The 19,282-nt window shown below is 73.3% G+C and carries 17 protein-coding genes and 3 pseudogenes; 7 read left to right on the forward strand and 13 right to left on the reverse strand.

The window, feature by feature from the left end:
- Positions 1-49: 49 nt before the first annotated feature.
- Genes egtD through egtA form a run of 5 tightly spaced genes read right to left on the reverse strand, consistent with a single transcriptional unit; the run spans position 50 to position 4,635 of the window.
- The gene (gene egtD / locus IPT68_RS32690) at positions 50-1,030 is read right to left on the reverse strand and encodes an L-histidine N(alpha)-methyltransferase (RefSeq protein ID WP_189700111.1); all 981 of its coding nucleotides are present in this window, start codon (positions 1,028-1,030) and stop codon (positions 50-52) included.
- Complete coding sequence (locus IPT68_RS32695; protein ID WP_189700110.1) at positions 1,027-1,185, reverse strand: hypothetical protein; 159 nt, start codon at positions 1,183-1,185, stop codon at positions 1,027-1,029. The genes egtD and IPT68_RS32695 overlap by 4 nt, the downstream gene beginning before the upstream one ends.
- Positions 1,182-1,973, reverse strand: coding sequence for an ergothioneine biosynthesis protein EgtC (gene egtC, locus IPT68_RS32700; protein WP_189700109.1), 792 nt, complete (start codon positions 1,971-1,973; stop codon positions 1,182-1,184). The genes IPT68_RS32695 and egtC overlap by 4 nt, the downstream gene beginning before the upstream one ends.
- Positions 1,973-3,337, reverse strand: a complete 1,365-nt coding sequence (egtB, locus tag IPT68_RS32705) for an ergothioneine biosynthesis protein EgtB (protein WP_189700108.1) — start codon at positions 3,335-3,337, stop codon at positions 1,973-1,975. The genes egtC and egtB overlap by 1 nt, the downstream gene beginning before the upstream one ends.
- Complete coding sequence (gene egtA / locus IPT68_RS32710; RefSeq protein WP_189700107.1) at positions 3,334-4,635, reverse strand: ergothioneine biosynthesis glutamate--cysteine ligase EgtA; 1,302 nt, start codon at positions 4,633-4,635, stop codon at positions 3,334-3,336. The genes egtB and egtA overlap by 4 nt, the downstream gene beginning before the upstream one ends.
- 256 nt (positions 4,636-4,891) lie before the next feature.
- On the opposite strand from egtA, the gene IPT68_RS32715 reads away from it, so the two are divergent.
- A complete protein-coding gene (locus IPT68_RS32715) occupies positions 4,892-5,719 on the forward strand; it encodes a TIGR02452 family protein (protein WP_189700106.1) in 828 nt (275 codons plus the stop codon).
- Here the strand turns inward: IPT68_RS32715 and IPT68_RS32720 are convergent.
- The 5 genes and pseudogenes from IPT68_RS32720 to IPT68_RS35145 form a co-directional block, all read right to left on the reverse strand.
- The gene (locus tag IPT68_RS32720; protein WP_189700105.1) at positions 5,704-6,150 is read right to left on the reverse strand and encodes a type II toxin-antitoxin system PemK/MazF family toxin; all 447 of its coding nucleotides are present in this window, start codon (positions 6,148-6,150) and stop codon (positions 5,704-5,706) included. The genes IPT68_RS32715 and IPT68_RS32720 overlap by 16 nt on opposite strands.
- Positions 6,151-6,362: 212 nt before the next feature.
- A complete protein-coding gene (locus tag IPT68_RS32725; RefSeq protein WP_189700104.1) occupies positions 6,363-7,787 on the reverse strand; it encodes an amidase in 1,425 nt (474 codons plus the stop codon).
- A 261-nt stretch (positions 7,788-8,048) separates the two neighbouring features.
- Entirely contained in the window at positions 8,049-9,188 is a 1,140-nt protein-coding gene (locus IPT68_RS32730) for a chitinase (protein ID WP_189700103.1), read from the reverse strand.
- Between the two features lie 115 nt (positions 9,189-9,303).
- Positions 9,304-11,517: an RICIN domain-containing protein gene (locus IPT68_RS32735; RefSeq protein WP_373300673.1), complete on the reverse strand. Its 2,214-nt coding sequence runs from the start codon at positions 11,515-11,517 to the stop codon at positions 9,304-9,306.
- A gap of 369 nt (positions 11,518-11,886) precedes the next feature.
- Positions 11,887-12,208, reverse strand: a pseudogene (locus tag IPT68_RS35145) (DUF6424 family protein).
- A gap of 75 nt (positions 12,209-12,283) precedes the next feature.
- Between IPT68_RS35145 and IPT68_RS32745 the strand changes: the two are divergent.
- The gene (locus IPT68_RS32745) at positions 12,284-12,670 is read left to right on the forward strand and encodes a hypothetical protein (RefSeq protein ID WP_189700102.1); all 387 of its coding nucleotides are present in this window, start codon (positions 12,284-12,286) and stop codon (positions 12,668-12,670) included.
- Positions 12,671-12,754: 84 nt separating this feature from the next.
- Positions 12,755-12,994 (forward strand): hypothetical protein, encoded by a 240-nt coding sequence (locus IPT68_RS32750; RefSeq protein ID WP_189700101.1) that lies wholly within the window; start codon positions 12,755-12,757, stop codon positions 12,992-12,994.
- Between the two features lie 146 nt (positions 12,995-13,140).
- Here IPT68_RS32750 and IPT68_RS32755 read toward each other — a convergent pair whose 3' ends face one another.
- The gene (locus IPT68_RS32755; protein ID WP_189700100.1) at positions 13,141-13,701 is read right to left on the reverse strand and encodes an NADPH-dependent FMN reductase; all 561 of its coding nucleotides are present in this window, start codon (positions 13,699-13,701) and stop codon (positions 13,141-13,143) included.
- A gap of 116 nt (positions 13,702-13,817) precedes the next feature.
- Here IPT68_RS32755 and IPT68_RS32760 point away from each other — a divergent pair.
- From IPT68_RS32760 to IPT68_RS34710, 3 genes and pseudogenes are all read left to right on the forward strand, one after another.
- Positions 13,818-14,474: pseudogene (locus IPT68_RS32760) on the forward strand (TetR/AcrR family transcriptional regulator); the annotation flags it as partial.
- Positions 14,475-14,753: 279 nt separating this feature from the next.
- Entirely contained in the window at positions 14,754-15,788 is a 1,035-nt protein-coding gene (locus tag IPT68_RS32765; protein WP_228040076.1) for a LacI family DNA-binding transcriptional regulator, read from the forward strand.
- Positions 15,789-15,887: 99 nt separating this feature from the next.
- A pseudogene (locus IPT68_RS34710) lies at positions 15,888-16,585 on the forward strand (aldehyde dehydrogenase family protein).
- A 37-nt stretch (positions 16,586-16,622) separates the two neighbouring features.
- Here IPT68_RS34710 and trxA read toward each other — a convergent pair.
- On the reverse strand, positions 16,623-17,006 hold the full coding sequence (trxA, locus tag IPT68_RS32775) for a thioredoxin (RefSeq protein ID WP_189700097.1): 384 nt from the start codon (positions 17,004-17,006) through the stop codon (positions 16,623-16,625).
- A gap of 144 nt (positions 17,007-17,150) precedes the next feature.
- Here trxA and IPT68_RS32780 point away from each other — a divergent pair, with 144 nt between their 5' ends.
- A complete protein-coding gene (locus IPT68_RS32780) occupies positions 17,151-18,584 on the forward strand; it encodes a dihydrolipoyl dehydrogenase family protein (RefSeq protein WP_189700096.1) in 1,434 nt (477 codons plus the stop codon).
- 10 nt (positions 18,585-18,594) lie between these two features.
- On the opposite strand, the gene IPT68_RS32785 is transcribed toward IPT68_RS32780, so the two are convergent.
- Positions 18,595-19,242: a peptide deformylase gene (locus IPT68_RS32785; protein ID WP_189700095.1), complete on the reverse strand. Its 648-nt coding sequence runs from the start codon at positions 19,240-19,242 to the stop codon at positions 18,595-18,597.
- Between the last annotated feature and the right edge of the window lie 40 nt (positions 19,243-19,282).

A 19,282-nucleotide genomic window follows, 5' to 3' on the forward strand; every position in this document is an offset into this window, starting at 1 on the left:
CGGCAGAGCAGCGACCTGGATCTCACCGGGGAGCCGGGCACCCGCTCGTTCAGCGCGCGGTGGCGAGCACGAGCGCGAAACCGGCGTCGGAGTCGGCCCAGAGCTGCTGCGTGCGCAGCCCCGCGTCGGTCAGTTCCTCCCGCAGCCCGTCCGTGGTGAACTTCGCGCTGCGTTCGGTGATCCATTCCTCCGCGTCACCGAAACGCACGGCCAGATCGAGTTCCCGGATTTTCACGAGTTGCTCGAACCGACTGCGCAGCCTCATCTCGATGTGGCTTTCGGAGCTGTTCCACACCGACACGTGGTCGAAGGCGTCGGGGTCGAAGTCGGCGTCCAGTTCGCGGTTCAACACGTGCAGCAGGTTCTTGTTGAACTCGGCCGTCACGCCCTGGGCGTCGTCGTAGGCAGCGGTCATCTCCTGCTCGGTCTTGACCAGGTCGGCGCCGATCAGCAGGAAGTCCTCGGGGCGCATGATGTCTCGCAGCCCCCGCAGGAAGGGGCCACGGGCCGACCGCCGGAAGTTGCCCAGCGTGCTGCCGAGGAAGGCGATGAGCCGTGGGCCGTCCTCGGGCAGCGCCGGCAGGACCAGCGGAGCCGTGAAGTCGGCACGCAGGGCGTGCAGACGGATCCCCGGATAGTCCCGGACGAGTTGGGCGCCGGCCTCGTGGAGGGCGTCCGCGCTGACGTCGACGGCGACGTAGTGCAGACCGGCCGGGTCCAGCGCCTCGATGATCAGCTTGGACTTCGTCGAACTCCCGGACCCGAGCTCGACGAGGCTGCGGGCCCCGGTCCGCCCGGCGACGTCCCGGGCGTGCAGCTGGAGCAGCCCCAGCTCCGCCCGCCACAGGGGGTACTCCGGGAGCTGGGTGATCTCCTCGAAGAGCTCGCTGCCCCGGGCGTCGTAGAACCACGTGGGCGCCGTCGACTTCGGGACGCCGGTCAGCCCGTCGCGGATGTCGGCGCGCAGGGCCTTGGCGTAGTGCTCGGCTTCGAGGACGTCGGTGTAGGCGTAGGCGCGGGTCTCGGTCATGCGTGCCTCTTTTCAGTCGACGCCACATCGGCGCGGTGCCGGGATCGTGCTCCGCCGGTCGGGGGCGCGGCGTCGGCGGCGACGGGCACCCCGGCCGTCACCGCGTCGGTCGTGAGGTCCTCGGTCAGGGTGCGGGTGGGAAGGAACGGACTCACGTGCGGGGCTCCTTGGAGGGTGGGGCCGCCGAGGCGTCGCTCGGCTCCTTGAGCGGGGTGAGCTGCACGTCGGTGCCGCTCGCCGCCAGCAGGGTGCGGTCGGGCACCTCGTGCCAGCGTGGGTCGTCGTCGTACGGTTCCGAGGCAACGACCGTGCCGCCGCCCGGCCGGGCGAGGTACCACAGGCTGTCGCCCCAGGCGGTCGCGGCGATCGACTCGCCGTCGGTGAGCAGCAGGTTCAGCCGGGAGCCCGGGGCCGCCGCGGCGACCTCGGGGACCGTCTCGGCCAGCGCCCGGCCCAGGTCGTCCCCGGCGCGCAGCCGGGCGAGGACGAGCGCCCACACGACGGCGGAGTCGTTGCGGGCCTCCAGTGACAGCAGGTCCACCGGGGGCAGGCCGTGGGCGAGCTCCGCGAGCGAGTGCGGCCAGCCGGTGACGGCGCCGTTGTGGCTGAACAGCCAGGACCCCGCGGCGAACGGCGCCGCCGCGGCCTCCGCGTCGGCGCCCGCCAGCGTCGCGTCCCGCACGGCGGCGAGCAGCGTCCGGGTGCGCACGACCCGGGCCAGGTCGGCGAAGGACAGGTCAGCCCAGATGGGCCCGGCCCGCCGGTAGCGGGCGGGCCGGGGGTCGCCCTGCGCGTACCAGCCCACCCCGAAGCCGTCGGCGTTGACGGTTCCGTAGCGCTGGCGGCGGGGTGCCCACGACTGCCGGTACAGACCGAACGGAGGCTCCACCAGCAGCCTGCCGAGGGCCTCCTCCGGCCCGGTGTACGCCAGGTGACGACACATCAGGCGTCCCCCGACCGGGCGGTGCGGAAGCCGGAGAAGATCTGCCGCCGGATCGGATAGTCCCAGTTGCGGAAGGTGCCCCGGCAGGCCACCTGGTCCACGGCGAACGAGCCACCGCGCAGGACCTTGTGCTCGGGCCCGAAGAACACCTCCGAATACTCCTTGTACGGGAACGCCCGGAAGCCCGGGTACGGCAGGAAGTCGCTGGCCGTCCACTCCCACACATCACCGATCAACTGCCGGACGCCCAGCGGCGACTCACCCTCGGGGTAGCTGCCGGCAGGTGCCGGGCGCAGGTGCCGCTGGCCGAGGTTGGCGTGCTCGGGCGCCGGGTCGGCGTCGCCCCACGGGTAGCGGGTCGAGCGGCCGGTCGCCGGGTCGTGCCGCGCGGCCTTCTCCCACTCGGCCTCCGTGGGCAGCCGGCGCCCGGCCCAGCGGGCGTACGCGTCGGCCTCGTACCAGCACACGTGCAGCACCGGCTCGTCGGGCGGCACCACCTCGGTGACGCCGAACCGGCGCCGCAGCCACTGCCCGCCGTCGCGGCGCCAGAACAGCGGCGCCCTGATGGCGGAGCGGCGGATGTGCGCCCAGCCGTCCGCCGTCCACCAGCGCGGGTCGTCGTAGCCGCCGTCCTCGATGAACGCCTGGTAGGCCGCGTTCGTCACCGGCGTGGTGTCGATCCAGAACGGCGCCACCTCACGCCGGTGCGCGGGCCGTTCGTTGTCCAGCGCCCACGGCTCGGTGGAAGTGCCCATGGTGAACGGGCCGCCGGGGACCAGGACCTCGGCCGGTCCGGTGAACAGCGGCACCGGCTCCGGGTCGGGGGCGTGCAGCGCCTGCGGCCCCTTGCGGAGCTGATGGGTGATCAGCATGGTCTCGTCGTGCTGCTGCTCGTGCTGCGCGATCATCCCGAAGGCGAATCCCGCCTCCGTCAGCCGTGTCCCGTGGAACGCGGTGCCGGCCAGCACGTCCAGTGCCCGGCCGCGCACCTCGGCCGCGTAGCGGCGGGCCTCGTCGGGCGGCAGCAGCGGCAGCGAGGGCCGTTCCGCGCGCGGGTGCTCGAAGGCGTCGTACAGGTTGTCGATCTCGGGCCGTATCGCCTCCTGGCCCGCGACCGCGCGCAGCAGCCAGAGCTCCTCCTGGTTGCCGATGTGCGCCAGGTCCCACACCAGCGGGGACATCAGCGGTGAGTGCTGGGCGGTCAGGTCGGGTCCCTCGACGCAGCTGGTCAGCAGTGTGGTGCGGTCCCGCGCGGTGACGAGCGAGGTCAGAGCCCGCTCGCGGAACGCCTCGGCGTCGAACTCGCCGGAACTCTCACCGACGGTCTCGCCGGGCGTCTCCGTGTCGATGGCGGGGTCGGTCATGTGCGCAGGTCCTTCCAATGGGGGCGGCGGCCCGTGCCGCGCAGCCTGTCGAGCAGGTCGTCGGCGGGGCAACGGCCCCGGACGACATAGCGGTCCCGGTACGCGGCGACGGCGTCCGTGACCCTGGTGGACGCGCCGAGCCGGGGCAGGGCCCGCAGCGCCGTCGCGAAACACTCGACGGCCACCTCGTGCAACTCCGGGTCGGCGAGTCCGTACCGGGCCGCGTCCAGCCACAGCCGGTTGTGCGGCGCGGGCAGCGGTCCGGCCCGCTCGGCCAGGCGCTTGACCGTGCGGTACGCGCTCTCCGCGGCCTCCGGGTCGTCGAACAGGGCGGTCGTCACGGCGAGCGGCACGATCCACCCGTCCTCGCCGGGCTGCGCGTCGATCATGCGCAGCTCCAGATGGCCGCGCGGCCGGACCGGCGGGAACAGCGTGGTGATGTGGTAGTCGAGGTCGTCCCGGCTCGGTGGCCTGGGCGCCCCCGATCTGGTCCAGTCCCGGAACGTCAGCCCGCGCGGCACGTGCCATGGGCCGCCGTCCTGCCGTACGCACATCACCGGGGCGTCCAGCACGTGCCGGGCCCACGCGCCCCGCGGGTCGGCGTCCAGGACGGGCGCGCCCGCCCGGCCGGCGCCGATCTGCACCCAGCGCAGCTGCCGGGTGGACAGCCAGCCGGTGGGCCGGCGGCCGGCCAGCGGCGAGTTGGCGAACGCGGCCAGCAGGACCGCGCCCAGCTGGTGCGCCAGCCACCAGCGCCGCACATGGCCGAGGGGGCCGGGCTCCTCGTATCCGGCGTCCAGGCACACCTGGACCGACGCCGAGGTGCACATCATGGCCCGGCCGGCCGGGCCGGTGCGGTCGAGGAACGTCTCCATCGCCTCGTAGCGCGGCGCCCGCAGGAACCGGCGGGGGGCGTGCCACGGGTCGTGGCCGATGCCGAGGAGGCCGAGACCGAGCTCGCGCAGTACCGCGCGGACGGCGTCCAGGTCGGCGGAGACGGTGTCCACGCACTCCATCAGCGAGGCGGCGGGCGGGGAGCTCAGCTCCAGCTGGCCGCCGGGTTCGACGGTCAGCGCCGACCTCACGGGGGCGGTGCGCAGTGCGGCGTAGGCCGCTTCGAGTCGTTCGGGTGTCACGGTCAGCTGCGGGTCGCGCAGCTCTTGTACGAGCCATTCCACTTCGACACCGACGGTGCGAGGTGGTCCGGTCTTGAAGCAGATGCCCCGCACCAGGGCCTCCACTTCGGGTTCGGTGACGGCTGTACGGGGCTCCGTACAGCCGCTGACTGAGTCAGACATGTCGGGATCCTCCTGAGATTCCACCATGCCGCCGGTCCGGTGAAGGGCAAGTCGGACCGGCACACCCGTCCCACCCAAGCCTCTCGCGCGGCGTCGCACAAGGGTACGCATCCGGAATTGTCGGACCGGATGCCCGTTGCTCGGTGGCCCGGGAAACTCCGTTGCACCGCAGGACCAGCATCGCTCACGATGCGTTCATGAGCACGACGGGGGAGATCGCGGGACGCGCGGTCGTGGCGCCCACGGGGGTGGCGCCATGAGCGCGCGTCTGCGCGGCATCGCGCGGGAGACCGAGCAGATCGTGGCGACGGGCGCGTACCGGGCGTCCGACGGGCGCACGGTGTCGATCGCCGCGGCGGTGGCGGCAGCGCGGGACGGGACCCGCATGCACGGCCCCGAGCCGGTGCCGGTGCCGGTGGCGCCCGCGGCCCCGGTGGACACCGTTGTGGAGGTCACCGGCGAGAGCAGTCTGGAGGCAGCCCGCCGGATCGGCGAGGCGGCCGTGCTGAACTTCGCCTCCGCCCGCAATCCCGGCGGCGGCTTCCTCAACGGCGCCCAGGCCCAGGAGGAGGCCCTGTGCCGCGCCTCCGCGCTGTACTCGTGCCTGCTGCGGGCCCCGGAGTTCTACGACCATCACCGCGCCCACCGCGACCCGTTCTACACGGACCGTGTCATCCACTCACCCGCCGTGCCCGTCTTCCGCGACGACCGCGGCCGCCTGCTGGACGAGCCCTACTCCGCGAGCTTTCTGACGGCCGCCGCGCCCAACGCCGGGGTGGTGCGCCGCTCGGCGCCGGAGCGGGCGGCCGAACTGCCGCACGCGCTCGCCGTACGCGCCGAACGCGTCCTGGAGACCGCGGCCCGGCACGGCTACCGCCGGCTGGTGCTGGGTGCCTGGGGCTGCGGGGTGTTCCGAAACGATCCGGCGCAGGTCGCGGGCGCCTTCCGGGGGCTGCTGGAGCCGGGCGGACGGTTCGCGGGGAGGTTCGAGCACGTGGTGTTCGGCGTGCTGGACCGTACGCCCGGGGCGGTGACCCGGGAGGCGTTCGTACGGGCGTTCCCCGAGCGTCAGTTCCAGCCGTAGCGCTCGCGGAGCCGGTGCCGCACCAGGTTGAAGCGCATCCGGTCCAGGGCGCACGCCTCCCGCCGCATGCCCTGCTCGTGCAACCGCAGCACCCGGTCGACGTCCACCCACGAGTCCCGCCCCGACCGGTCCCACGGCCCGTGGCCGATCGGTACCCACTCCCGGTCGCCGTCGTGCCTCCTGCTGGACAGCTGCACGGCGAGGAGGGTGCCCGCCGCCTCCCGCGCCACCACCAGCACCGGGCGGTCCTTGCCGCGCCCGTCATTCTCCTCGAAGGGCACCCACGTCCACACGATCTCGCCGGGGTCCGGGTCGCCGTCGTGCGCGGGCGAGTACTCGGTGCGCACCCGGCCGACCTCGCGCGGGTCGGCCTCGGTGGTCGCGGTGGGGCCGAAGCGGCCGGGGACGTTCTCGTCCGTGAAGGCAGTCACGGGGGTCACGGTAACGGGCGGTCCGGAGGCCTACTTCGGCGAGGGGCCGCAGGTCGCGTCGGCGGGCGGTCCGCAGGCTCACGGTCGACGGGCGGTGCGAAAGTCGCGCAACGAAGGCTCACGGGCGGCCCGGACGCCGACATCAACGGCCTTTGCGAGGCCCGACGTGAACGGGTGGGGCAGGCACACGTCAGTCGCGCGGGCGATCGCCCTCATGCCGCGGGCGACTCGGAGACGACCATTTCCGGCGGGCGCAGCTCGTGCCAGCGCAGGTCCGCCTCCAGTTGGGCGGCGAGCGAGACGAGCAGCGGTTCGCTGTGGGCGGGCCCCAGGAGCTGCGCGCCGACCGGCAGACCGCCGCTGACGAAGCCGGCCGGGACGTTCACGCCGGGCCAGCCCAGCACGTTCCACGGCCAGGCGTAGGGGCAGGCGGCGATCATCGCGCGGTCGGTGGCCAGCCCGCCGAGCCGCAGCATGGCGCCGATCCGGGGCGGGGGAGCGGCCGTGGTGGGCGCGAGGATCACGTCGAAGGACGTGAAGAAGGCGCCGATTCGGCGGTGCAGGGCCACCTCCGCGCGCCGAGCCGCCCGCAGTGGCGCCCCGCCGAGCAGCCGGCCCAGCCGCGCGGCGTCCCGGGTGCGCGGGTCGAGCAGGGCTGGGTCGGGCGCCTCGCGGACCCACTCGGCGACACCGGCCGTGGCGCGCGGGACGAAGGTCAGCCCGATCCGGCCGTAGGGCGGGTCGGCCTCCTCCACCCAGTGGCCCGACGCGGCCAGCCGCTCGGCGAGTTCGAGGACCCGGGCGCGGATCTCCGGGTGCGGCCGGGCGGGCAGCGCGGTGAACGGCGGCTTCAGCGCGACGGCGATGCGCAGCCGCCCGGGCTCGCGGCCCACCGCCTCGGACACGTCGAGCGCGGGCGGGCGGTGCGGGTCCAGGTCGTGGTTGCCGCAGGCGGCGTCCAGCAGCAGGGCCGCGTCCGCGACCGTACGGGCCAGCGTGCCGTTGACCGTGATGCCGTGGAACGACTCGCCGCGCGGCCAGGTCGAGATCCGCCCGCGCTGCGGCTTGATGCCGATCAGGTGGGTCCAGGACGCGGGAATGCGCACCGAACCGGCGCCGTCCGAGCCGAGTGCGGCCGGCACCAGGCCCGCCGCGACCGCCGCCGCCGAGCCACCGGACGAACCGCCGGGCGTGTGCGCGGTGTTCCACGGGTTGCGGGTCGCGCCGAACGCGGGCCCCTCGGTGAACGGCCACTGCCCGAGTTCACAGGTGTTGGTCTTGCCGACGATCACCGCGCCGGACGCGCGCAGCCGCCGTACCGCCTCACAGTCCTCGGTGGCCGGGGCGAACGTCCCCGGGCAGCCGAACGCGGTCGGCTCGCCGGCCACGTCCATGTCGTCCTTGACGGCGACCGGCACACCGAGCAGCGGGCGGCGCGATCCCGCGGCCAGTTCCCGGTCGGCGGCCTCGGCCTCGGCGAGCGCCGCCTCGGCACGGACGATCCGGAAGGCGTTCAGCGTGCCCTGCGTCGCGTCGATCCGGGCCAGGGACGCCTCGACGAGGGCGCGTGAGGTCACCTCGCCGTCGGCGAGCGCACGGGCGGTCTCCGTCAGGCCGGCAAAAGGGGCGAGCGTCATGCGGGACACCTCCGGAGCACGTGGTCTACCGAACGGTAACCTCAGGACGGCTTCCGGGGAACGGGCTGGGAGGGAAAGCCTGTTGCCCCGGTGTCGCTGTTCGCCCGTCACCACCCGGCCGCATGGGCCCACAGCTGTCCCCGCGGACCTCGTTCCCTCGTGCGCGATGCGGTGACACGGACGACCGGCACCCGCGCGGCGGGGGTGCCGGTCGTCCGTCGGGTCAGGCGCACGGGGCGAGGCCCGCGTCGCGGTCGGTCTTCAGCAGTAGAGGTTGCCGCCCGGCGAGACACCGAGGATCGAGGTGAAGCGGGTGTAGGCGTCCACGCGGCTCTGCACCTGGGCCGGGTTCCTGCCGTCGCACTCCAGGGCGCCGTTGATGCTGCGGATCGTCTGGCCGAAACCGGCCTGGTTCACCATGGCGTTGTGCGGGGTCATGGTGCCGGGGCCGGTCTGCGTGTTCCAGTACCACAGGCCGGTGCGCCAGGCCACGGACGCGTTGTTCTGCACCAGCCAGGGGTTGTTCAGCAGGTCCAGGCCGAGGGCGTCGCCGGCGGCCTTGTAGTTGAAGTTCCAGCTGAGCTGGATGGGCCCGCGCCCGTAGTAGGCGGCCTGTCCGGCCGGGCAGCCGTACCACTGGCCCCAGTCGCAGTAGTTGGGGTAGTTGGCGGTGTTCTGCTCGACGACGTGGACGAGACCGCCGGTCTCGTGGTTGACGTTGGCGAGGAAGGCCGCGGCCTCCTGCTTCTTGACAGTGTCGCTGCCGGTGGTGGCGAAGCCGGGGTAGGCGCTCAGCGCCGCCACGAGGCCGCTGTAGGTGTAGAAGGAGTTCCGGTTCGGGAACATCTGGTTGAACTGGGCCTCGGAGACCACGAACCCGGACGGGGCGGTGCCGCCGCTCGCGGGTGCGTTCCACTTCTGGTTCGCACCGCCGGTGCAGGTCCAGATCTGCAGCCGGGTGCCGTTGGCGCTGTTGTTGTCCCGGACGTCCAGGCACTTGTTCGCGGCCGGGTTGACGATGTCCCGCGCCGCCGTGACCACCCACTGCTGGTTGGCGCCGCCGGAGCAGTCCCACAGCTGGACCGCCGCGCCGTCCGCGGTGCTGCGGTCGACGACGTCCAGGCACTTGCCGAGCGCCCGCAGGGTGCCGTCACCGGGGTTGGACCAGATCTGGGCGTTGGTTCCGTTGCAGTCGTAGAGCTGTACGGCGGTGCCGTTGGCGCTGTTGGCGCCCGCCACGTCGACGCACTTCCCGGCGAGCCCGGTGATCGTGCCGGTGGCCGCCTGGGCGGGGGTCGCGGTGAACAGCGCGGTGACGACCGCGCAGAGAACGGCGAGGACCGAGAGCCGGCCGGTGACGTTCCGTCGGGCGCCGGGCCGTCTGTCATGGGAGATGGGCATGCTGAAGGACGCTCCTCGGGGTGTGGGGGAGTGGCCGGCCGCCCCGCCAGCCGCGGCGAGGCCGGGAGGGGGGACGACCGGGGAAGGGTTTCGCGTCTTCGGGAGTGCGGACGCGTTACGGGTAGTTCGTCAGGTTGGCCACGTTGGTGGCGGAGTTGGACGGACCTCCGGTGTTGTTGACGACGTGCCGGATGGTGCCCGTGCCGCCGAGCGAGACCGTCACCATGCTGGTGAAGCGCACATTGGGGTTGACGGGCGCCTCGATGGCCCGTTCGGCGGCCACGCTCGGGTTGACGTTGAAGTAGCAGTAGCTGCCCAGGCCGTAGGCCTGGTGGCTGGTGACGTGGTCGGCGACCTTGTAGGCGGCGTAGCCCTGGGTGGAGCCGTTCATCCAGGCGGCCTGGTTGGGCGGGTCGTAGGGCATCTCGTTCTGGTAGAAGTACGTCCGGCCGCCGTTGCCGTTCCAGATGGTCTGGTACTTCTGGTAGTGCTCGACGAACAGGCCGTAGGCGGTGACGTTGTCGCCGTTGACGATCAGGCCGGTGTCCCCGGTGTTGCTGTTCCAGCCGATGCCGGTGCCGTGGTCGCCGCGCCAGATCCACATGTGGTCGCCGATGACGTTGTCGCTGTTGATGACCAGGCTGGTCGTCGCCTTGCCGACGGCCGCGCCACCGACGCGGAAGTACACGTCGTGCAGGGAGGTCGGATTGGCGGCGTGCGGGGCGGACGAGTTGGGCGGCCCGACCTCCATCAGCGTGGGCGAGTTGGCGGTGCCCGCGTCGAAGAGGACGCCCGCGACCTTCACGCCGTCGACGTCGGCGACCTTCATCGCGGTGATGCCGTTGTCCGGGACGAACGTGGCCAGGCCCAGGCCGAGGACGACGGTCTCGGCGCGGTTCACCTGCAGGGTCTGGTCCAGGTGGTAGACGCCCGGGGTGACCAGGAGGTTCTTGCCGGCGGCGAGCGCGGCGTTGAGCTGGGCGGCGGTCGCGCCCGGCTTCACGACGTGGAAGGTGTCCAGCGACAGCGAGGTGCCGGAGGGGGATCCGTCGGCCCAGGCGGTGCCGGTGGAGTTGGTCCGCAGGGACGGCACGAACACCCGGTAGGCGCCGTCGCCGTCGACGTACAGGAAGGGCTTCTCCCGGCTGACCGGGCTCTGCGCGACCGTGGTGTACGGCGGGTTGGGGAAGCTGGTGCCCGGCACACCCTGGCTGCCGACGAACACCATGTTCCAGTTGGAGCCGGTCCAGCTGCCGAGCTGTGAGTTGCGGGTCAGCCACTGCTGCTGGCTGCCTGAGTCGACCTGTCCGTCGATCTTGGTGTCGGCGAAGAGGCCGCCGCTGGACCAGCCGTTGTCGTGCAGGACGAGGTTGCCGCGCAGATGCATCCGGCGGTACGACGCCGCCTGTGAGACCGCCCAACGGTCCGTGCCGCCCGTCGGGTTGACCGAGAGGTTCTCGGCGCCGCGCCAGAAGTTCTGGGTCGCGTTGCCCTGGAACCAGTCGGCCTCGGCGTGCACGGCCCCGTTGATCGTGACCGCGTCCGGGGTCAGGCCGAGACCCGCGACCTGGGTGTAGAAGCCGACGTTGACGTCCGCGTCGTAGGAGCCCGGCTTGAAGAGCACCGCGTGGCGCTGGGAGCCGAACTGGTTGGTCTCCTGCTGCTGGAAGATGCTGTTCAGCCGGGACTGGATCGTCGAGGACGACATGGACGGGTCGAAGACGGCGACGTTCGGGCCGAGGTCCGGGTTCGCCGTCGACGGGGTCACCGGCACCACCTGGAAGCGCTGGGCCGCGGTGCCGTTGCAGGTGTACTGCACGAACTGCACGCTGTCCGCGGTCGCGGCGCCGGGGATGTCGAGGCACTTGCCGCTGTGGCGGTTGACGAAGCGGTAGGCGCCGCCGCCCTCGTCGACCGGCAGCCACTGCTGGTTGTTCCCGCCGCCGTAGGTCCACAGCTGCACGGCCGCGCCGTCGGCGGTGGAGACGTCCTTGACGTCCACGACCTGGGCGGTGTTGTTGCGGTTGTTGACGCGGACGTAGCCGTCGCCGGTGTCGGTGAAGCTCCAGTGCTGGGCGGTCGTGCCGTTGCACGCGTACTGCTGCACGACGGTGCCGTTGGCGGTGGCGGCCGCCCTGGCGTCCAGGCACCTGCCACTCGCGGCGTTCATGACGGTGGCGAAGCCGGTGGGCAGCGCCGCGGCGGCGTCCGCGGCGGCGCCCGCGGGAGCGGGTGCGGCGGTGAGCAGGGCGGCGGTGGCCACGGTGACCAGCGCGGCCGCGGTGGTTCTGCGGCGGCGCGTGAGCGCGGGGCGCAAGAAGGTGAGCACGTAAGGGTGGCCTTTCGTGGGGGGCGGGCCTCGGGGCCACGTTCACCTTGCGAACGGACGAGTCCACGGGCGGGGGGAGGGACGCCCGGTGAAAGTAAAGGTACGGACCACTTCAGTCAAGGTGTGAAGTAAGAGGCGAGGAAAGGGAGTTGCCGTTTGCGGTCCGTCGCCGGGCGCCGAGTTGGCGCGAAGTCGCCCCTGGCGTGCCGTCGTGCGGCGCGTGCGTCGCGGAGCGGCCGGCCGGATTCCGTCCGGCCGCCGCCATGGACTGCCCCGCCCGCGGACAGCACCGCGCCGCAGCCGTGGACAGCGGGGACCGCACCGGCCGCGCGGACGCGGTCGGGGTGGAAAGGGTGCCGCCGGAGGCGGCTACCGGGTGGACGCGGTACGGCTGCCCGGGGCGATCTGGTGCTCGAACGCCTGCAGGGCCGCCGAGCTGTCGGGCGGGAGGACCGCCAACCTGGGCCTCCTGCGCCTCGGCCGGCGCGTCCGCCGCCGGGCTGCCCTCCGGCACGTGCATCAGCCGTACGTGCCCGTCGTCGGAACCCCGGCGGTCCACGGGGGCTACCGCGGCGTGCGTTCCGTCGGGGAGGGTGCGCAAACCCGGCCCGGTTGAACCGTCAATTACTGTGCGGGCGCGCTGGTTTGCCTCCGTATCGCGGACGGCAGAGACTGGTCGTACCGGATGCATGACGCGGAGCCGCTGACGTTCCTCACCGCCACTGACTCCGTGCCGCCCCGACGAGCACGAACGGAGGGGCTTGCGGTGGACACGCAGTTGCAGATCGTCCTGTCCGAGGAGGGGGCGGACGCCGAGCACGTCGCGAAGCTCACCGGATATCTGCGCGACGAACTGCTCCAGCTCGACGTGGACGACGTGACGACGGTCCCCGGTCCACCGGTGCCGCCCGGCGCACGGGCGGGCGAGGTCGCCCTGATCGGCGCCCTGCTGGTGAGCCTGGGCGGGGACCCCACGGGGCTGGGCCAGGTGCTGAACGTCGTCCGCGACTGGTGGGGCCGGTGCCACGGCAGGCGCCCCTCGCTGCGCCTGACGCTGGACGACGACGTGCTGGAGCTCTCCCAGGCGACGGACGAGCAGGTGGCCGAGGCGTTCGACGCGTTCCTGCGCCGCCATTCGACGGTGGGGAGGTAGTGCCGCGGCAGGCAGCGTGTGCCCGGCAAGGAGCGGCGTCCGGTGCGGCGAGAGGGCGTGCCGGGCGTCGCGACGGGGTGAACGTTGCCTGTCGCGGCACTGGCCGAGATCGGCGGCTTCGACGTCGAGGTCGTGCGCAACGAGCGTGCGCACGTCGTCTCCGTGGGTATTGACGACTTCTTCTCCGACCGGAGCCCCGGCGACACACCCCTGCTGGACTTGTCGTGCCACGGCCTGAAGAGCGAGTCCGGCGAGCTGTACTTCGCGGCCGGCAACACCGTGCACTGCTGCTACGGCGGCGCCTCCTCCCGCGGCGCCTCGTGAGGCGGAGGTCGACGAGGGCGGCCGGGTGTCCCACGACGAGCTCAGGCGCGGTCGGGGCATCACGGGCCCGGGCAGGGGCCCCGAACGCGGTCGGCTCCGACCCCCGCTCAGTACGGGTCGGAGCCGGCCGGGTCCTGGCGGTGCGGTCAGGCGGCCTGCCCGCCCGCCTGCCCGTGCACGCTCGCCACGACCTCGGTGAGCTGCGCGACGACCTCGGCGTCGTCGGACGGGTGGGTCTCGGCGAAGCGGGTGACGGAGCTCGGGATGGAGAGCTTGACGTCCTCCAGCACCTTGGCGCCGGCGATGCCCAGCGCCTTGCGGGCCTCGTCCTGCGCCCAGACGCCGCCGTACTGGCCGAAGGCGGTACCGACCACGGCGGCCGGCTTGCCGCCGAGCGCGGCGGCGCCGTACGGACGGGACAGCCAGTCGATGGCGTTCTTCAGCACGGCCGGGATGGTGCCGTTGTACTCCGGAGTGAACAGCAGCACGGCGTCGGCGGAGGCGGCGGCCTCGCGCAGCCGGACGGCGGCGGCCGGGACGGTGCCCTCGACGTCGACGTCCTCGTTGTAGAACGGGATCTCGGCCAGGCCCTCGTACATCTGGACGTCGACGCCCTCGGGGGCGAGCTTGACGGCGGCCTCGGCGAGCTGACGGTTGTGCGAACCGGCGCGGAGGCTGCCGACGAGCGCGAGGATGCGTACGGACATGGGAGCTCCAGGTGGGATGCGAACACGAATGAGGATCCGGACCGAGGTCCGTTTAGTGTTGTAGCACCCTAACCGGACCGCGGTCCAGTTTGTTCCCCGTGCTTTACGCTGTCTTCATGTCCGCCTCCCTGCCGCCCCTACCGGAGCCCCGCGAGCCCACCGGGGCACCTGAGTTGCTCGAACTCGGCCCGTCGGTCGAGGAGCAGTGCCTGCGCGCGGACGCCGCGCGCAACCGCGCCCGGCTGCTGGAGGCCGCGGGACGGCTGGTCGCGGAGCACGGCGCGGCGGCGTTGACGATGGAGGCGGTGGCCGCCGCCGCGTCGGTGGGCAAGGGCACGGTCTTCCGCCGCTTCGGGGACCGGGTCGGCCTGCTGACTGCGCTGCTGGACCACTCCGAGAAGAAGTTCCAGGCCGCGTTCCTCGCCGGGCCGCCGCCGCTCGGGCCCGGCGCGCCGCCCGCGGAGCGGCTGCGTGCGTTCGGTTCCGCGTCGCTGCGGCGGTCGGTGGAGCAGCTGGACCTCCAGCTGGCCGCCGAACCGAGCCCGGACCGCCGGTACACCGCGCCGTCCCGGCTGCTGCTGCACCGGCATGTGGTGCTGCTGCTGCGGCAGGCCGTCTCGGAGGCGGACTGCGAGCTGCTGGCCCAGACGCTGCTGGGCTACCTCGACCCCGCCACGGTCCACCACCTCACCAAGCACTGCGGGATGCCGCTGGAGCGGCTGGAGGCCGGGTGGAGCGACCTGGTGGCGCGGGTGACACGGACCGGAACTCCCACCGCCACCGCCGGTGTCCTGATCGAGCCGCCCCACGCCGTCGCACCGCCGAGCGCCGGGCAGCCCTGCGTCGAGCCGCCCCACGCCGTCGCACCGCCGGGCGCCGGGCAGCCCTGCGTCGAGCCGCCCCGCATCGATCCGCCCTGCTGAGGGGCGGGCGGCCCGGTCGTCGGGCGTGGCGGCGAAGTGGTCGAGGTGGGCACCCCCGTTCGTTGAACGGAGGAGCACCTTCCCCCGCCGGAGCCACGGGGCACCGCCTCTGCCAAGATGCGGTACGTCATGGTGCAGATACCGAACAAGTCCGCGTCCGCGCCGCCGGCCCAGCGCTCCGTGCCCACGAGCGCCGACGTGGCCCGGCTGGCAGGCGTCTCACGCGCGACCGTCTCGTACGTCCTGAACAACACCAGCGCCGTCCGGATCAGCGAGCCCACGCGCCGCCGGGTCCACGAGGCCGCGAAGGAGCTCGGCTACGTCCCGCACGCCGCCGCCCGCAGTCTGCGCGCCGGGCACAGCCGAATGGTCCTGATGCCCTCCCCGGCCATCCCGGTCGGCCCCCTCTACAGCCGGTTCCTCAACGAACTCCAGTGGGCCCTGAGCCGCCTCGACTACACGGTCGTGCAGTACGGCACCCTCGGCCTGCACGGCGACGAGGCCGCCCGCGCCTGGGCCGAGCTGCGGCCGGTGGCCGTGCTGGTGCCCGGCCAGGGTCTCGGCCCGCAGGGCGTGGGGGTGCTCAAGCGCTCCGGCGCGCGGGCCGTGGTCACCATCGGCCCGGCGGTCGTCGCGGGTGCGCACGCCCTGCTCATGGACCATTCGACCGTCGGCCGCGTGGCGGGCCGTCATCTGTACGACCGGGGCCGGCGCCGGATCGGCGTCGTCGTCCCCGCCGAGCCCGGCCTGGAGGTCTACTCCGCGCCCCGCCTGGACGGCGTGCGACAGGCCCTGCGCGGCACGGACGCGGCCGTCACCGAGCTGCCCCTCGCCTACGAGGAGGAGTCCGCCGCCCGCCTCGCCGCCCGCTGGCGTGCGCTCGGCCTCGACGCGGTCTACGCCTACAACGACGAGTACGCCATGCTGCTGATGCGCGCCCTCCAGGACGAGGGCGTCCGCGTCCCCGAGGACACGGCGCTGATCGGAGCCGACGACCTGATGCTGGGCCGGCTGCTGCGGCCCCGCCTCAGCACCGTCCACATCGAGCTGCCGTCCGGCCGGGAACTGGCGGAACTGGTCGACCGCGCCGTGCGCGACCCGGGCGCCGCGCCCGAGCGGCACGAGGTGCTGGGCGCCGCCGTGGTGCACCGCGACTCCAGCTGAGCCCCGGTCGCGCGGCGCATACTCGACGCGGTGCTTGGAACCTGGGGGACGGGCGACGCCTTCGAGGAGCCCGCGCCGGTGAGCGAACGGAGGGCCACCATGCCGTTGCCCGACCCCAGGAACTGGCAGTCCCGCCCCGTGACGGGAGGGGGGTACGCCGTCACCGAGCCCGCGACGGGGGACACGCTCGGCCACGCCCGTCTCGCGACCGCCGCCGACGTCGCCCCCGCGGCCGAGGCCGCCGTCGTCGCCCAGCGCGCGTGGGCGAGGGTCGCGCACGTCGTGCGGGCCGGGGTGCTGCGGCGGGCCGGTGACCTGTTCACCGCGCACTCCGGCGAACTGCGCACATGGCTCGTCCGTGAGTCCGGCTCGGTCCCCGGCAAGGCGGACTTCGAGCTGCACGTCGCCGCCCAGGAGTGCTACGAGGCCGCCGGGTCCTCGCCGACGTCGACGACCACACCCCCGCCTACGCGGAGGAGGTGTTCGGCCCGGTCGCGCCCGTACGGTCCTTCACAAGCGTCGAGGAGGCGGCCGAGTCCGCCGCGCACACCCCGTACGGCCTGTCCCTCGGCACCGTCACCCGCGACGCCGCGCGCGGACTGGAACTGGCCGAGCGCATCCCGACCGGCATCGTCCACATCAACGACCAGACCGTGAACGACGAGGCCGTGGCGCCCTTCGGCGGGGTCGCCGCGTCCGGCACCGGCGTCCGCTTCGGCGGCGAGGCCAACCTGGAGGCGTTCACCGAAGTGCGCTGGACGACGGTACGCGCGGACGTGGCGACGTACCCCTTCTGACCGACTGCCCGGGTCCGCCCCCGCGGACCACGGGCTCCTACTGGGCGTCGCCCTGCTGCGCCTGCTGGTCGGCGACCGATTTGCGGACCTCGTCCATGTCGAGCTTGCGTGCCTGGCCGATGACGTCGGCCAGCGCGGCCTCGGGCAGGGCGCCCGGCTGAGCGAACACGGCGACCCGGTCGCGCACGATCATCAGCGTGGGAATCGACTGGATGCCGAACGCGGCGGCCAGCTCCGGCTGCGCCTCGGTGTCCACCTTGCCGAACACGAGGTCCGGGTTCTCCTCCGCCGCCTTCTCGTACACCGGGGCGAACTGACGGCACGGCCCGCACCAGGACGCCCAGAAGTCGATCAGGACGAAGTCGTTGTCCGTGACCGTCTGGTCGAAGTTGTCCTTGGTGAGCTCCACGGTCTGGCTCATGGCGTGATCCCTACTTCCTGGTGTGGGGGCGAAACCGTCGGCACCAACACGGGCGGACCGTCGGGTATTCCGCACGTGGCGGATCATGCAACGGCGCGCGTACCCATGTGGCCACGGCCCAACCCACCCACCAGACTGACCCCCATGACGGAAAAGGAATCCATCGCCTACGACGTCGTGGTGCTCGGCGCCGGACCCGTGGGGGAGAACGTGGCCGACCGCACCCGAGCGGCCGGCCTGTCCACCGCGGTCGTGGAGAGCGAACTGGTCGGCGGCGAATGCTCGTACTGGGCGTGCATGCCCAGCAAGGCCCTGCTGCGCCCGGTCATCGCCCGCGCGGACGCGCGCCGGGTGCCGGGCCTGCGCCAGTCGGTGCAGGGCGACCTCGACGTACCCGCGGTGCTCGCCCACCGCGACGAGTACACCTCCCACTGGAAGGACGACGGCCAGGTTCAGTGGCTGAAGGGCATCGGCGCCGATCTTCACCGCGGCCACGGCCGCCTCGCCGGGCCCCGCACGGTCGTCGTGACCGACCCCGACGGCGAGCGGCGCACCCTCACGGCACGGCACGCCGTCGCCGTGTGCACCGGCAGCCGCGCCCAGCTGCCCGACCTGCCCGGGCTCGCCGGCGTGCGGCCCTGGACCAGCCGGGAGGCCACCAGCGCGCAGGAAGCGCCCGGCCGGCTGATCGTGGTGGGCGGTGGTGTCGTCGCCACCGAGATGGCCACCGTCTGGCAGGCCCTCGGCTCCCGGGTCACCGTCCTGGTGCGGGGCAAGGGCCTGCTGAACCGCATGGAGCCCTTCGTCGGCGAGCTGGTCGCCGAGGCGCTCACGGAGGCCGGCGCGGACATCCGCACGGGCACCTCGGTCGAGTCGGTGACCCGGCAGGACGGCACGGTCGTCGCCGTCACCGACAGGGGCGACCGCATCGAGGCCGACGAGATCCTCTTCGCCACCGGCCGCGCCCCGCGCACCGACGACATCGGGCTCGACAGCGTCGGCCTCGCACCGGGTTCCTGGCTGTCCGTCGACGACAGCCTCCGCGTCGACGGCACCGACTGGCTGTACGCGGTCGGCGACGTCAACCACCGCGCCCTGCTCACGCACCAGGGCAAGTACCAGGCCCGGATCGCGGGCGCCGCCATCGCCGCGCGCGCCTCCGGCGTGACCGACCTCGAGTCGGGACCGTGGGGCGCGCACGCCGCCACCGCCGACCACGCGGCCGTGCCGCAGGTCGTCTTCACCGACCCGGAGGCGGCGGCCGTCGGGCTCTCCCTGGCGGAGGCCGAGGAGGCCGGCCACCGCGTCCGCGCCGTCGACGTCGACCTGTCCTCGGTCGCCGGCGCGGGCCTGTACGCCGACGGCTACCGAGGGCGTGCGCGGATGGTCGTCGACGTGGAGCGCGAGATCCTGCGCGGGGTGACGCTCGTGGGCCCGGGCGTGGGCGAGATGATCCACTCGGCGAGCATCGCCGTCGCCGGGGAGGTCCCGGTGAGCAGGCTGTGGCATGCCGTGCCGTCGTATCCGACGATCAGCGAGGTGTGGCTGCGGCTGCTGGAGAGCTACCGGGACAACTGACCGGCAGCGCTCACCGCGGCAGTTCGAAGCCCAGCTCGCGCGCGGCCGCCTCCGGCGTCGGCTGCGCCCAGCGCTCCGCCACCGTCCGGTTCGCGGACAGGGAGCGCAGTTCGGCGCGGTCGACGTAGAGCACGCCGTCCAGGTGGTCCGTCTCGTGCTGCACGATGCGGGCGGGCCACCCGGAGAACACCTCGTCCACGGCGCGGCCGGCCTCGTCCCAGCCGGTCAGCCGCACCCGTGTGGGCCGTGCCACCACCGCCTGCCAGCCCGGCACGCTCAGACAGCCCTCGAAGAAGGCGGCCCGCGCGGCGCCGACCGGCTCGTAGGAGGGATTCACCAGCACCCGGAACGGCAGCGGCTCCCGCCCGCGGGCCAGCCGCACCTCTTCCGGCACCGGCGCCGGGTCCTCGATCACCGCGATCCGCAGCGGTACGCCGACCTGGGGCGCCGCCAGACCGACACCCGGCGCCGCGTGCATGGTGACGCGCAGGGCGTCCACGAACCGGGCCAGCAGAGCGGGCTCCAGCTGGCCGTCGAACGGCTCGGCGGCCTGCCGCAGGACCGGGTCTCCGGCGGCGACGACGCTCAACGGACCGTCGGTGGCGAGGAGTCGCTCGACGCGCTCGGCGAGCGGTACACGGTCATGGGCAGCAGACATGGGGCCAGCATGCCATGACCCCCATTCTTGTGACGCAGGT

It is taken from the genome of Streptomyces chromofuscus, assembly GCF_015160875.1.
GTDB classification, from domain to species: domain Bacteria; phylum Actinomycetota; class Actinomycetes; order Streptomycetales; family Streptomycetaceae; genus Streptomyces; species Streptomyces chromofuscus.

Bases quoted from the DNA above. Each gene is read 5' to 3' on its own strand.
- egtD (WP_189700111.1), bottom strand. From the start codon at position 1,030: ATGACCGAGACCCGCGCCTACGCCTACACCGACGTCCTCGAAGCCGAG.
- egtC (WP_189700109.1), bottom strand. From the start codon at position 1,973: ATGTGTCGTCACCTGGCGTACACCGGGCCGGAGGAGGCCCTCGGCAGG.
- egtB (WP_189700108.1), bottom strand. From the start codon at position 3,337: ATGACCGACCCCGCCATCGACACGGAGACGCCCGGCGAGACCGTCGGT.
- egtA (WP_189700107.1), bottom strand. From the start codon at position 4,635: ATGTCTGACTCAGTCAGCGGCTGTACGGAGCCCCGTACAGCCGTCACC.
- IPT68_RS32715 (WP_189700106.1), top strand. From the start codon at position 4,892: ATGAGCGCGCGTCTGCGCGGCATCGCGCGGGAGACCGAGCAGATCGTG.
- IPT68_RS32725 (WP_189700104.1), bottom strand. From the start codon at position 7,787: ATGACGCTCGCCCCTTTTGCCGGCCTGACGGAGACCGCCCGTGCGCTC.
- IPT68_RS32730 (WP_189700103.1), bottom strand. From the start codon at position 9,188: ATGCCCATCTCCCATGACAGACGGCCCGGCGCCCGACGGAACGTCACC.
- IPT68_RS32755 (WP_189700100.1), bottom strand. From the start codon at position 13,701: ATGTCCGTACGCATCCTCGCGCTCGTCGGCAGCCTCCGCGCCGGTTCG.
- IPT68_RS32765 (WP_228040076.1), top strand. From the start codon at position 14,754: ATGGTGCAGATACCGAACAAGTCCGCGTCCGCGCCGCCGGCCCAGCGC.
- trxA (WP_189700097.1), bottom strand. From the start codon at position 17,006: ATGAGCCAGACCGTGGAGCTCACCAAGGACAACTTCGACCAGACGGTC.
- IPT68_RS32780 (WP_189700096.1), top strand. From the start codon at position 17,151: ATGACGGAAAAGGAATCCATCGCCTACGACGTCGTGGTGCTCGGCGCC.
- IPT68_RS32785 (WP_189700095.1), bottom strand. From the start codon at position 19,242: ATGTCTGCTGCCCATGACCGTGTACCGCTCGCCGAGCGCGTCGAGCGA.